At 67.8% G+C, this 12,454-nt stretch carries 12 protein-coding genes; 5 read left to right on the plus strand and 7 right to left on the minus strand.

The features are described from left to right. The 7 genes from mnhG to mbhE form a co-directional block, all read right to left on the minus strand. On the minus strand, positions 1–615 hold a 615-nt coding region (gene mnhG, locus QQK43_RS09470; RefSeq protein WP_284307567.1), incomplete at its 3' end, for a monovalent cation/H(+) antiporter subunit G. After that, positions 612–923: an MrpF/PhaF family protein gene (locus QQK43_RS09475; RefSeq protein ID WP_284307569.1), complete on the minus strand. Its 312-nt coding sequence runs from the start codon at positions 921–923 to the stop codon at positions 612–614. The genes mnhG and QQK43_RS09475, both read right to left, overlap by 4 nt. Then, complete coding sequence (locus QQK43_RS09480; protein ID WP_234262790.1) at positions 920–1,249, minus strand: Na+/H+ antiporter subunit E; 330 nt, start codon at positions 1,247–1,249, stop codon at positions 920–922. The genes QQK43_RS09475 and QQK43_RS09480 overlap by 4 nt, the downstream gene beginning before the upstream one ends. Next, the gene (locus tag QQK43_RS09485) at positions 1,246–2,805 is read right to left on the minus strand and encodes a Na+/H+ antiporter subunit D (RefSeq protein ID WP_284307570.1); all 1,560 of its coding nucleotides are present in this window, start codon (positions 2,803–2,805) and stop codon (positions 1,246–1,248) included. The genes QQK43_RS09480 and QQK43_RS09485 overlap by 4 nt, the downstream gene beginning before the upstream one ends. Next, positions 2,802–3,191, minus strand: coding sequence for an NADH-quinone oxidoreductase subunit K (locus QQK43_RS09490; RefSeq protein WP_284307571.1), 390 nt, complete (start codon positions 3,189–3,191; stop codon positions 2,802–2,804). Before QQK43_RS09490 ends, QQK43_RS09485 begins: the two co-directional genes overlap by 4 nt. A 1-nt stretch (position 3,192) precedes the next feature. After that, on the minus strand, positions 3,193–3,603 hold the full coding sequence (locus tag QQK43_RS09495; RefSeq protein ID WP_284307572.1) for an MnhB domain-containing protein: 411 nt from the start codon (positions 3,601–3,603) through the stop codon (positions 3,193–3,195). Further along, positions 3,600–5,927, minus strand: a complete 2,328-nt coding sequence (gene mbhE, locus QQK43_RS09500) for a hydrogen gas-evolving membrane-bound hydrogenase subunit E (RefSeq protein ID WP_284307573.1) — start codon at positions 5,925–5,927, stop codon at positions 3,600–3,602. The genes QQK43_RS09495 and mbhE overlap by 4 nt, the downstream gene beginning before the upstream one ends. Before the next feature lie 226 nt (positions 5,928–6,153). Here mbhE and clpS point away from each other — a divergent pair, with 226 nt between their 5' ends. The 5 genes from clpS (at position 6,154) to QQK43_RS09525 (ending at position 12,347) form a co-directional block, all read left to right on the plus strand. Next, on the plus strand, positions 6,154–6,501 hold the full coding sequence (gene clpS, locus QQK43_RS09505; RefSeq protein WP_234262795.1) for an ATP-dependent Clp protease adapter ClpS: 348 nt from the start codon (positions 6,154–6,156) through the stop codon (positions 6,499–6,501). 89 nt (positions 6,502–6,590) lie between these two features. Continuing rightward, on the plus strand, positions 6,591–8,933 hold the full coding sequence (clpA, locus tag QQK43_RS09510; RefSeq protein ID WP_284307574.1) for an ATP-dependent Clp protease ATP-binding subunit ClpA: 2,343 nt from the start codon (positions 6,591–6,593) through the stop codon (positions 8,931–8,933). Between the two features lie 209 nt (positions 8,934–9,142). After that, positions 9,143–9,745: an isochorismatase family protein gene (locus QQK43_RS09515; RefSeq protein ID WP_284307575.1), complete on the plus strand. Its 603-nt coding sequence runs from the start codon at positions 9,143–9,145 to the stop codon at positions 9,743–9,745. A 160-nt stretch (positions 9,746–9,905) separates the two neighbouring features. Next, entirely contained in the window at positions 9,906–11,825 is a 1,920-nt protein-coding gene (locus QQK43_RS09520; RefSeq protein ID WP_284307633.1) for a propionate--CoA ligase, read from the plus strand. Positions 11,826–11,972: 147 nt separating this feature from the next. Beyond that, on the plus strand, positions 11,973–12,347 hold the full coding sequence (locus QQK43_RS09525) for an ArsR/SmtB family transcription factor (protein ID WP_234262799.1): 375 nt from the start codon (positions 11,973–11,975) through the stop codon (positions 12,345–12,347). Positions 12,348–12,454 lie beyond the last annotated feature (107 nt).

Consider the following 12,454-nt stretch of genomic DNA (forward strand, 5'->3'; position numbering starts at 1 on the left):
CGCCGCCGCCTCGAAGCGCTGGATCACCCCGGCGGCGCCCTGGCGGGCCTGGGCGATGCGGCGCTCGCGCATGCCCTGGGCGTGCCAGCCCGCGCCGATGGGCACGGGGCCGACGTTCTGCAGGCGGGGCAGGTCGATGAGCGCCATGCCGCAGAGTTCCGCGCCCTGTTCGCGGGCGAGCTGCACCGCCTGTGCGATGGCGTGGTCGGCATGCGGGCCTTCGGCCAGCATCAGCACGACCCGGCGCACCGGCGCGCTGGCCGGGGCGATCGAGGGGGTGGGGCTGGCGCGGCCGAGCAGGCCTTGCAAGGCGTCTTCGTGCGTGCCACGCCACAGCGGTGCGCCGCTCACGTAACCGGCGCGCCCGATCAGGTGCCCAGCCACCGGGGTGGTCAGCAGCAGGAACAGCACGGCCAGGCCGGCCTTGATCCAGGTCGATGCGCTGCCATCGAAGGCCGCCACGCCCAGCAGCACCAGGCCGCTGCCGGCCACGCCGGCCTTGGTGGCGGCGTGCATGCGCATGAAGAAATCGGGCAGGCGCAGCACGCCGATGGCGGCGAACAGGCACAACACGGCGCCGCCGAGCAGCAACAGGGTTCCGATCCAGGTGTTCATGGCGTGTCCTCCTGCGGGGTGCCCTCGGTGGAGCGGATGGCACCGCGGGCGATGAAGCCGGCAAAGGCCACCGTGGCCAGAAAGCCGACCAGGGCCACGCCGAGCGCGATGTCGATGAAGGCCGCCGAGCCCGAAACCAGCGCGGCCAGGCCGGCTGCGGCGACGCCGATCAGGCCGAGCATGTCCAGCGCGATCACGCGGTCGGCGGCGCCGGGGCCGCGCACGATGCGCACAGACGCGGCCAGGGTGGCGGCGGCCAGCAGCAGCGCGGCCGCCACCTGGACCAGGGAGAGCAGGGTGTGGTTCATTCCAGGGCCTCCTTCACGCGGCGTTCAAAACCGTCCTGAATCTGGGCCACGGTGTCGTCGCCCAGATTCATCACATGCACATAGAGCCAGCGGCGGTCGTCGCTGACATGCAGGCTGGTGGTGCCCGGCGTCAGCGTGACCAGGTTGGCCAGCAGGGCGATGCCGGTGTCGGTGCGCAGGCTCAGTGGCACGGCGACGATGCCGCTGCGGCGGATGCACCGGGGGTCCAGCACCGCCTGCAGCACGTCGCGCACCGACAGCACCAGTTCCCGGATGAAGAGGCCGGCCAGCACGAGCCAGGCCGGCAGACGGGTCAGGGGTTTCATGGCGCCACTCCCGGGTCGTTGAAGGGGGCGGCCGGCGCTGCGCTGGGGCGGGTGGCGAGCACGGCCTGCACATAGGGTTCGCGGGCCAGCAGCTGTTCGGCCGCCCGCAGCGAAAAGTCGACGAAGGGTTGGGTCCAGAGGCCGATGGTCAGCGTCACCGCCGCCAGCGCGCCGATGGGCACCAGCATGGCCGCCCGCGCCGCCGGGTTGGCGCGCCACTGGCGCGCGGCTTCCTGCGACAGCGGCGGTGCGGCCTTCCAGAACGCCTCGTTCCAGATCTTGAGCATGGAATACAGCGTGAGCGCGCCCACGGCGAGCGCCGCCACCGCCAGGGCGACGTGGCCGGCGTCCAGGCTGGAGCGGATCACCACGAACTTGGCCCAGAACCCCGACAGCGGCGGCAGGCCGGCCAGCGACAGCGCCGGCACCGCGAACAGCAGCGCCAGCACGGGCGCACTGCGGTGCAGGCCGCCGATGCGCTTGAGGTCGTAGGAGCCGCCCGCCAGGCGCACGGCGCCCGCGATCAGGAACAGGTTGGCCTTGACCACGATGTGGTGCAGCACATACAGAATCGCCCCGGCGATGGCCAGCGGCGTGGCCACGGCCAGCCCGACCAGCATGTAGCCGATCTGGCTGATGATGTGGAACGACAGGATGCGCCGGATGTCGTAGTGGCTGGCGGCGCCCAGCACGCCGGTGACCATGGTCAGCACCGCCAGCACGCCGACGATGGGGCCGATGAAGCCGATGTCGGCCCCGAACAGCAGCGTGAAGCAGCGCAGGATGGCGTAGACCCCGACCTTGGTGAGCAGCGCGGCGAAGATCGCGACCACCGGGGCGCTGGCCGTGTGGTAGGCCGCCGGCAGCCAGAAAAACAGCGGGAACACCGCCGCCTTGGCCCCGAAGGCGAGCAGGAACAGCACCGCCAGCGTGGTCACCAGGCCGGTGTTGCCGACGGTCGGCAGCGTGCGCGCGAGGTCGGCCATGTTCAGCGTGCCGGTCAGGCCGTAGAGAAAGCCCACGCCCATCAGGAACAGCGTGGTCACCAGCAGGTTCAGCACCACGTACTTCACCCCGGCGTCGAGCTGGGCGCGCGTGCCGCCCTGCACCAGCAGACCGAAGGAGGCGATCAGCATCACTTCGAACCAGACGTAGAGGTTGAAGATGTCGCCGGTGAGGAAGGCGCCGGTCACGCCCAGCAGCAGCCCGTGGTAGAGCGGGTGGAACCAGGCGCGCTCGCGTTCGCGGGCGCCGTCGGCCAGCGCGTAGATCGAGATCACCACCGCCATCAGGCCGGTGATCACGACCATGGCGGCGCTGAACAGGTCGGCCACGAAGCTGATGCCGAAGGGGGCGGCCCATTGGCCGAACTGCGTGGCCAGCACGGTGCCGCCGTACACGGCCTGCAGCAGCGCCAGGCTGGCGGCCAGCAGCAGCACACTGCCGGCCAGGCTGGCCCAGCGCTGGGCCCGGGGCCAGGGGTGCAGCAGGGCGCCCAGGGCCACGCTGAGCAGCGGCACCGCGATGGGCAGGGTCAAGAGCAGGTGGGCGTTCATGCGCGCTCCTCGGCCCGGACCGGGTGGCCGGCGGGCGCGGCTTCCGGTTCCGCGGCGCCCATGGCGTCGGGGTCCAGCGTGCCCAGGGCGCGGTGCGAGCGTTCGAACAGCACGACCGCGTAGGCCACGAGCGAAAACGAGATCACGATGGCGGTGAGGATCAGCGCCTGCGGCAGCGGGTTGGCGCTCACCACCAGATCCCGAGCGCCCTCGGGCACCAGCGGGGGCACCGCCGACGAGAGCCGGCCGCCGGTGAAGATGGCCAGGTTGACGGCGTTGCCCATGAGCAGCAACCCCAGCACCATGCGCAGCAGGTTGCGCGACATGAGCAGGTACAGGGCGGCTGCCAGCATGGCGCCGAAGGTCAGGGCGTACAGGGTTTCCATGTCAGGCGGTCTCCTCGTCGAGGTAGTAGCTCACGAAGGCGGTCACCGCACCCAGCACCGCCAGGTAGACGCCAACGTCGAAGATCAGCGCCGTGCCCAGGGCCAGGCCGCCCTCGGTCAGCACCCACTGGTGGGTGAGAAACGGCGCCTGCGCCAGCAGGCCGGTTCCGCCCGCCAGCAGCGCGAGCAGCAGGCCGGTGCCGGCCACCGCCGCCGGCGGCCAGCGCAGGGCGGCCAGCAGCGCGGCGCGGCCGCGGGGCAGGGCGTAGACCGTAAACCCGGCCGCCGCCACCAGGCCGCCGACGAAACCGCCACCGGGTTCGTTGTGTCCGCGCCAGAGCAGGTAGAGCGAGAACAGCAGGGCCATGGGCAGCAGGAAGCGGCCGGCCACACGCAGGATCAGGGCATTCATCGGGGAGGCTCCTCGACCGGGGATGACGAAGCGGGACGGGGGCGTGTGCCCGCCAGCACCGCCGCGGCGGCCAGCGCCGCGAGGGCCAGCACGGTGATCTCGCCCAGGGTGTCGAGCGCGCGGAAGTCCACGATGATCACGTTCACCAGGTTGCGGCCGTGCGCCTCGGGCACGCTGGCCGCGCGGAAGAAGTCGGACAGCCGCTGATCGAAGGGGCTGGCCAGCACCGACAGCAGCACGCCGGTGGCGACCGCGCCGAAGCCGGCGGCGATCAGGGCGTCGGTTCGTCGCTGGCCGGGCGAGCGGGCATCGGTGGTGGCAAAGGGCATGCGCCCGACGATGGCCAGCAGCACCACGATGGCCACGGCCTCGACCGAAAACTGCGTGAACGCCAGGTCCGGTGCGCCGTGGAACAGGAACACCAGGGCCAGGCCGAAACCGGCCATGCCGGCGGCCACGATGCCCGGCATGAAGTTCGGCGCCCGCAGCAGCGCGGCGGTGGCCAGCAGCAGCAGCGCCGGCAGCAGCGCGTGCAGCGACAGCGCGCCGTCCAGTGTCGGCCAGGCCAGTCCACCCCGGGCCCAGAGCGTGGTGCCGACGGCCAGGCCGATGACCACCAGCGTGGCGCCGATGTAGCGGCGCAGGCTGCCCGACTGGATGACCCCGGTCTGCCAGGTGGCCAGGCGCTGCAGCCCACGCATCAGGTGGTCGTAGGCCGCATCGGGGCCGTGCCGGTCGATGGCAGGACGGGCCTTCAGCACCCGGTGCAGCCGGTCCCAGCCCTGGTAGATGCCAGCGCCCAGCGCCAGCGTGAGCACGCTCAGCGCCAGCATGGGGGTGAGGCCGTGCCAGAGGGCGAGCGAGGTGGGCGCTGCGTGGCCGGCCACCGCTTCGGCGGCGGCATTCACCAGGCCGCCGGCCAGGCCGGGCGCGACGCCCAGCATCAGGCCGGCGACGGCCAGCAGCACCGGACCCAGCCACATGGCGGCGGGCGGGTCGTGCGGAGTCTGCGGCGTGGGGCGCAGCGGCCCCCAGAACGTGCGCACGGTGACGACGCCGGCCACGGCCACCATCACGCCGTTGGCCAGGATCGCGATGGCCACCGGCAGCCACGAGGCGGCCGCCTCCAGATGGGCTTCGTACACCAGTTCCTTGGCCACGAAGCCCACGAACGGCGGCAGCCCGGCCATCGACAGCCCAGCCAGCAGCGCCACCGCCGCGGTCAGCGGCATGCGGCGTGCCAGGCCGCCCAGCCGGGTGGTGTCGCGCGTGCCCGCTTCGTGGTCGACGATGCCCGCCACCATGAACAAGCAGGCCTTGTACAGCGCGTGCACGATCAGGAAGGTGGCCATGGCCGTGGCAGCCAGCGGATGGGGCAGGGCCAGCAGCAGCACCAGCGTGCCCAGCGACACGACGGTGGAATAGGCCAGCACGCGCTTGAGGTCGGTCTGGCGCAGCGACAGCACCGCGCCGGTGAGCATGGTGGCCAGCCCGGCCGTCACCAGCAGGCTGGTCCACAGGGCGTGGTCGCCGTACACGGGATTGAGCCGGGCCAGCAGATAGACGCCCAGCTTGACCATGGTCGACGAATGCAGGAAGGCCGACACCGGCGTGGGCGCGACCATGGCGTTGGGCAGCCAGGCGTGCAGCGGGACCTGGGCCGATTTGGCAAAGGCTCCGAGCGCCACCAGGGCGATCACCCAGGGCGCGCTGGCGTGGGCGGCCAGCGCCGGGCCCTGGGTCAGGATTTCCGACACCCGGAAGGTGCCGGCCGCCGATCCCAGCACGATGGCGCCGGCCAGCAGCGACAGCCCGCCGCCCACGGTGATCAGCAGCCCCTGTTGCGCGGCGCGGCGCGAGGCGGGGTCTTCCGGCTTGAACCCGATCAGCATGAACGAGGCCAGGCTGGTCAGCTCCCAGAACACCAGCAGGGTGATCAGGTCGTCGGCCAGCACGGCGCCCAGCATGGCGCCCATGAACACGCTCAGCCGGGCAAAAAAGCGCGGCTGGTCCGGGTGGTCGGCCAGATACCGTGCGGCGTACAGGAAGATGAAGCTGCCGATGCCGGTGATCAGCAGCGCCATCAGCAGCGACAGACCGTCCAGCCGCAGCGCCAGCGTCACGCCCAGGCTGGGAATCCAGTGCCAGGCTTCGGTGGGGTGCTGGCCGCCCAGAACCGCCGGCACCTGGCTCGCCAAACCGGCGAACAGCACCGCCGGCAACAGGGCCACCCAGGGCGTCAGGTGGCGCCTGGGGGCGCGCAGCAGCCAGACCAGCCAGGGGCCGATGGCAAAGCTCGAAAAAGTGATCAGGGTCAGCAGCATGTTCCGCTCCGGTGGGCCACGGAAAGTGCAAGCCATGTGCCCGCCCGGGGCGGGGGGAGCTTCCCTTACAAATCAAAGGTTTGCGAGCGGCGGCGCGGTGGGCGTGTTCACCCCGCTGAACAGCGCGGGGGTTCTCTGTTCAGGAAAGTGGACAGCGCAGCGGTGGGCGCAGTCTCAAAATGCCCACACCGCGTTTGCACCCGTGCGCGCTGGCTAGAATGAATCCATGGCCAACAAACCTGTCAAACCCCCGGTCGCGCCGCCACAAAGTGGCAGCGACGACTCGGTCGTGCTCGAGCGTCGCACGCAGCGGGTCCAGCCTCCGCAGATGTACCAGGTGGTGCTGCTCAACGACGACTTCACCCCCATGGAATTCGTCGTCCAGGTCATTCAGGAATTCTTCAGCAAAGACCGTGAAACTGCCACCCAGATCATGCTGAAGATCCACCTGGAAGGCAAAGGCGTGTGCGGCATCTATTCCCGCGATGTCGCCAACACCAAGGTCGACCAGGTCCTGCAGGCGTCGCGGCAGGCCGGACATCCGCTGCAGTGCGCCAGTGAACCCATTGAATAAGCTGGAATCGAACCCATGTGATGGTCTCTTCCCCCGATCCCACCCGGACTCACCGCGTATCCTGACCCACCACCCAAAAGGAAGTGTCCATGATTGCCCAGGAACTTGAAGTCAGCTTGCATATGGCCTTTGTCGAGGCCCGGCAACAGCGACACGAATTCATCACCGTCGAGCACCTGCTGCTGGCGCTGCTGGACAACCCCAGTGCGGCCGAAGTGTTGCGGGCCTGCTCGGCCAACATCGACGACCTGCGCAAGTCCCTGACGAACTTCATCAAGGACAACACGCCGCAGGTCGCGGGCACCGACGAGGTGGACACCCAGCCCACGCTGGGCTTCCAGCGGGTGATCCAGCGCGCCATCATGCACGTGCAGTCCACCGGCAACGGGAAGAAGGAAGTCACTGGCGCCAACGTGCTGGTGGCGATCTTCGGCGAGAAGGACTCCCACGCGGTCTACTACCTGCACCAGCAGGGCGTGACGCGCCTGGACGTGGTCAATTTCATCGCCCATGGCATCCGCAAGAGCGATCCGCCCGAAGCGTCCAAGCCGGGCGATAGCGCGGCCGAAAACGAAGAGGCGGCCGAGTCGGGCGGCAAGGGCAATGAAAAGCAGTCGCCGCTGGAACAGTTCACGCAGAACCTGAACCAGGCCGCAAAGGACGGCAAGATCGACCCGCTGATCGGTCGCGAGTACGAGGTCGAGCGCACGATCCAGATCCTGTGCCGTCGGCGCAAGAACAACCCGCTGCTCGTGGGCGAAGCCGGCGTCGGCAAGACCGCCATCGCGGAAGGCCTGGCGTGGCGCATCACCCAGGGCGATGTGCCCGAAATCCTGGCCGAAGCCAATGTGTACTCGCTCGACATGGGCGCGCTGCTGGCGGGCACCAAGTACCGCGGCGATTTTGAACAGCGCCTCAAGGCCGTGCTCAAGTCGCTCAAGGACAAGCCGCACGCCATCCTGTTCATCGACGAAATCCACACGCTGATCGGCGCGGGCGCCGCCTCGGGCGGCACGCTGGACGCGTCCAACCTGCTCAAGCCGGCGCTCTCCAGCGGCCAGCTCAAGTGCATCGGGGCAACCACCTTCACCGAGTACCGCGGCATCTTCGAGAAGGACGCGGCGCTGTCGCGGCGCTTCCAGAAGGTCGACGTGGTCGAACCCACGGTGCCCGAAACCATCGAGATCCTCAAGGGGCTCAAGAGCCGTTTTGAAGAGCACCACAGCGTCAAGTACGCGAATGCGGCGCTGCAGGCGGCGGCCGAGCTGTCGGCCAAGTACATCAACGACCGGCACCTGCCCGACAAGGCCATCGACGTGATCGACGAGGCCGGCGCGGCCCAGCGCATCCTGGTGGCCAGCAAGCGCAAGAAGACCATCGGCAAGGCCGAGATCGAGGACATCGTGGCCAAGATCGCGCGCATCCCGCCCGCGAACGTCTCCAACGACGACCGCAGCAAGCTGCAGACGCTGGAGCGCGACCTCAAGAGCGTGGTGTTCGGCCAGGACAAGGCCCTCGAAGTGCTGGCCGCCAGCGTGAAGATGGCGCGTTCCGGCCTGGGCAAGGCCGACAAGCCCATCGGTGCCTTCCTGTTCAGCGGCCCGACCGGCGTCGGCAAGACCGAAGCGGCCAAGCAACTGGCCTACATCATGGGCATCGACCTGATCCGCTTCGACATGTCGGAGTACATGGAGCGCCATGCCGTCAGTCGCCTGATCGGTGCGCCTCCGGGCTATGTCGGTTTCGACCAGGGCGGCCTGCTGACCGAAGCGATTACGAAGAAGCCGCACTGCGTGCTGCTGCTCGACGAAATCGAGAAGGCGCACCCGGACATCTTCAATGTGCTGCTGCAGGTCATGGACCACGGCACGCTGACCGACAACAACGGGCGCAAGGCCGACTTCCGCAACGTCATCATCGTGATGACGACCAACGCGGGGGCCGAGACCATGAACAAGTCGACCATCGGGTTCACCAACCCGCGCGTGGCCGGTGACGAGATGGGCGACATCAAGCGCCTGTTCACGCCCGAGTTCCGCAACCGCCTGGACGCCATCGTCAGCTTCAAGCCGCTGGACGAGCAGATCATCCTGCGCGTGGTCGACAAGTTCCTGCTGCAGCTCGAAACACAACTGGCCGAGAAGAAGGTCGAGGTCACGTTCACCGACACGCTGCGCAAGCACCTGGCCAAGAAGGGCTTTGATCCGCTGATGGGCGCCCGCCCGATGCAGCGCCTGATTCAGGACACCATCCGCAAGGCGCTCGCGGACGAACTGCTGTTCGGCCGCCTGACCGAGGGTGGCCGCCTCACGGTGGACCTGGAAACGGTGACCGGCGAAGATGTCCAGGACAAGCAGGAGGTCAAGCTCGACATCCAGCCACTGCCCAAGAAAGAGGGCAAGGCCAAGCCGGAAGAGGCGACCGCCGACTGAGGGCTATCGCGCCCGCCGCCCATACCGCGGGTGGTGTGATTACCTCCGGGGCCCCTGTTCGCAGGGGCCTTTTTTCTGGGGCATGCTCCGCGTGTCCCGTTCGGAAGGCATTGCCTTCGCCGGAGCCAGCCGCCGGATGGGTCATGGTTCACAATCGGGCGCTTTCCGAACCCTGCCGGGACATGGTGCCCGGCCTCGCGAGAATTCCCATGCTGATTGACGCTTCCGAATCCCAACTCGTCCTGATCGATTACCAAGCCCGCCTGATGCCGGCGTTGCACGACGGCGCTGCCGCCCTGGTCAACGCCTTGCGCCTGGCGCAGGCGGCGCAGCAGTTGCGGGTGCCGGTGTTCGGGACCGAGCAGAACCCCGGGAAGCTCGGGACCAACGACGAGGCGCTGAAAGCCCTGTGCCAGAAGACCTTGGCCAAGATGCACTTCAGCGCCGTGGCAGAAGGCCTGGGCGAGTGGTTGCGTCCGCCGGCGCGGCCGGCCGGCAATGCACGCAGCCTGCCCAAGCACCTGCAGAAACCGGCCGCACCGGCGGTCAGCGAGCGCGGGTCCATCGTGGTGGCCGGTTGCGAAACCCATGTCTGCCTGCTGCAGACGGCACTGGAATTGCTGGAAGAGGAGTTCGAAGTCTGGGTGGTCACCGATGCCTGTGCTTCGCGCACCGAGCGCAACCGCGACGCAGCGTTCGACCGGCTGGCCGGTGCCGGCGCCGAACTGGTGACCACCGAGATGGTGGTGTTCGAATGGTTGCGCACAGCGGAGCATCCAGCTTTTCGCGAGGTGCAGGCGCTCATCAAGTGATGCCGTCGCCCGGCGCGTGATGCGGCGCGCAGGCGGGTGCACAAAGCGCAGCTCGGCCGGGCGCTTTGTCAGACTGTCGCAAGTCTGCGATTCATAATTATGAATTCAGTTTCGAGGTGTGCTGGGGCCACCTCGCCGTGACAGACGCATCCGCCACCGCATTGAGGAGACGACCATGAGCCAGGCGCCGGGTTACGCCGAATTCCACCGCCGTTCCATTGAAGACCGTGACGGTTTCTGGCGTGAGCAAGCCCAACTGATCGACTGGCACCGCCCGTTTGACCAGGTTTGCGACTACAGCCAGCCGCCCTTCGCCCGCTGGTTTGCGGGCGGGCAGACCAACCTGTGCCACAACGCGGTGGACCGGCACCTGAAAGACCGGGCCGATCAGAACGCGCTGATCTTCGTGTCCACCGAAACCGATACCGAAAAGGCCTACAGCTTCCGCGAACTGCATGCGGAGGTGAACCGCATGGCGGCCATCCTCCAGGGGTTGGGGGTGAAAAAGGGCGACCGGGTGCTGATCTACATGCCCATGATCGCCGAGGCCTGTTTTGCGATGCTCGCCTGCGTGCGCATCGGGGCCATCCACTCGGTGGTGTTCGGGGGCTTCGCCAGCCATTCACTGGCCAGCCGCATCGACGACGCCAAACCGGTTGCCATCGTCAGTGCCGACGCCGGCATGCGAGGGGGCAAGGTCGTTCCCTACAAGCACCTGCTGGACGATGCGATCAACCTGGCCGTGCACAAGCCTGCCAAGGTGCTGATGGTCAATCGGGGGCTGGCCGATCTGGCGCCGGTGCCGGGCCGCGACGTCGATTACGCCGCCGAGCGCGCCCGGTTCCTGGACGCCCAGGTGCCGTGCGAGTGGGTGGACAGCACCCACCCCAGCTACATCCTCTACACCAGCGGCACCACCGGCAAGCCCAAGGGCGTGCAGCGCGACACGGCGGGCTACGCGGTGGCGCTGGCCGCGTCCATGAAGCACATCTACATGGGCGAGCCGGGCGAAACCTACTTCTCCACCAGCGATATCGGCTGGGTGGTGGGCCACAGCTACATCATCTACGGCCCGCTCATCAATGGCATGGCCACCATCATGTACGAGGGGCTGCCGATCCGTCCCGATGCCGGCATCTGGTGGAGTCTGGTTGAAAAGTACAAGGTGTCGGTGATGTTCAGCGCACCCACGGCGGCGCGCGTGCTCAAGAAGCAGGATCCGGCCTACCTGAGCAAGTACGACCTTTCCAGCCTCAAGGCCTTGTTCCTGGCCGGCGAGCCGCTGGATGAACCGACCGCCACCTGGATTGCCGGTGCCATCAACAAGCCCATCATCGACAACTACTGGCAGACCGAAACCGGCTGGCCCATCATGGCCATCTGCAATGTTGTGGAGAAAGCGCCGACCAAGTTCGGCTCGCCGGGCAAGGCGGTGTACGGCTACGACGTGCGTCTGATCGACGAGAGCACGGGCGAGGAGATCACCGAGCCGAACAAGAAGGGCGTGATCGCCGTCAACGGTCCATTGCCGCCTGGTTGTCTGCAGACGATCTGGGGCGACGACAAGCGCTACGTCAGCACCTATTGGTCGAGCATCCACAACAAGGTGATGTACTCCACGTTCGACTGGGGCATCAAGGATGCGGACGGCTATTTCTTCATTCTGGGGCGCACCGACGACGTGATCAACGTCGCCGGCCACCGTCTGGGCACACGCGAGATTGAAGAGAGCATTTCCAGCCATCCGAACGTCGCCGAGGTGGCTGTGGTGGGGGTGGCCGACCAGCTCAAGGGCCAAGTCGCCGTGGCCTTTGCCGTGCTCAAGGACCCGGCCCTGGCGGGGACGGAGGCCGAAGCGCTCAAACTGGAGGGTGCCATCATGAAGGTGGTGGACGACCAGCTCGGCGCAGTGGCCCGGCCTGCCCGGGTGCGCTTTGTCTCGGTGCTGCCCAAGACCCGCTCCGGCAAGCTGCTGCGGCGGGCCATCCAGGCGGTCTGCGAGGGGCGTGATCCCGGCGATCTGACCACGATGGAAGACCCCGCCGCGCTCCAGCAAGTCAAGGAGCTGGTCGCGCGTTGACCGCGGTCTTGCATCGCCGCACACCGCTGCACCGGTCGGCGGGATCACGGCCGTGATCGTTTTCCCGGACCCGCGCACGCATCCTGTGGTCGTGCGCGGGTGTTCCCAGTATGATCCATGCTTATATTGACAAAGGTGTGGTCAATCATGGAACAGATGATCGGGACGGAATCCAGTGTCGAAAAAGTCCGGGTGTTCGAGTTGGCCGCCGAGCTGTTCGGGGTGTTGGCCACGCCCATGCGCTTGCGCATCCTCAGTGCCCTGTGCGACAAGGAAAAGTCGGTGTCGCAACTGCTGCAGGAAATCGACACCACGCAGCCAAACCTGTCCCAGCACCTGAACCTGCTGTACCGTGCCGGTGTCCTGGCCAAGCGCAAGGAAGGCACGCAAGTGATCTACCGCGTGCAGAGCGAAAAGGCTGTGACGCTGTGCCGCACGGTGTGCACCCAGATCGCGATCGAGATGGACGAGCCCGGCTCCGTGCCCGCATCCGAACGCCTTTCCCCCCGCATCGTTTCCTGAGCCATCCAACCCCGGTGGCGGTACGGCGGCCTCGCCGTACGTCGTGCCGTCGGTACGTTTGCCCTCCTTTTTGTGTCGACGTGCCCGGAAGGGCTATCGGGCCAGGG

Source organism: Hydrogenophaga electricum, assembly GCF_030160815.1.
GTDB classification, from domain to species: domain Bacteria; phylum Pseudomonadota; class Gammaproteobacteria; order Burkholderiales; family Burkholderiaceae_C; genus Hydrogenophaga; species Hydrogenophaga electricum.

Coding starts and splice junctions, on each gene's coding strand:
- QQK43_RS09475 (WP_284307569.1), bottom strand. CDS start 923: ATGAACCACACCCTGCTCTCCCTGGTCCAGGTGGCGGCCGCGCTGCTG.
- QQK43_RS09480 (WP_234262790.1), bottom strand. CDS start 1,249: ATGAAACCCCTGACCCGTCTGCCGGCCTGGCTCGTGCTGGCCGGCCTC.
- mbhE (WP_284307573.1), bottom strand. CDS start 5,927: ATGCTGCTGACCCTGATCACTTTTTCGAGCTTTGCCATCGGCCCCTGG.
- clpS (WP_234262795.1), top strand. CDS start 6,154: ATGGCCAACAAACCTGTCAAACCCCCGGTCGCGCCGCCACAAAGTGGC.
- QQK43_RS09490 (WP_284307571.1), bottom strand. CDS start 3,191: ATGGAAACCCTGTACGCCCTGACCTTCGGCGCCATGCTGGCAGCCGCC.
- clpA (WP_284307574.1), top strand. CDS start 6,591: ATGATTGCCCAGGAACTTGAAGTCAGCTTGCATATGGCCTTTGTCGAG.
- QQK43_RS09515 (WP_284307575.1), top strand. CDS start 9,143: ATGCTGATTGACGCTTCCGAATCCCAACTCGTCCTGATCGATTACCAA.
- QQK43_RS09495 (WP_284307572.1), bottom strand. CDS start 3,603: ATGAATGCCCTGATCCTGCGTGTGGCCGGCCGCTTCCTGCTGCCCATG.
- QQK43_RS09485 (WP_284307570.1), bottom strand. CDS start 2,805: ATGAACGCCCACCTGCTCTTGACCCTGCCCATCGCGGTGCCGCTGCTC.
- QQK43_RS09525 (WP_234262799.1), top strand. CDS start 11,973: ATGGAACAGATGATCGGGACGGAATCCAGTGTCGAAAAAGTCCGGGTG.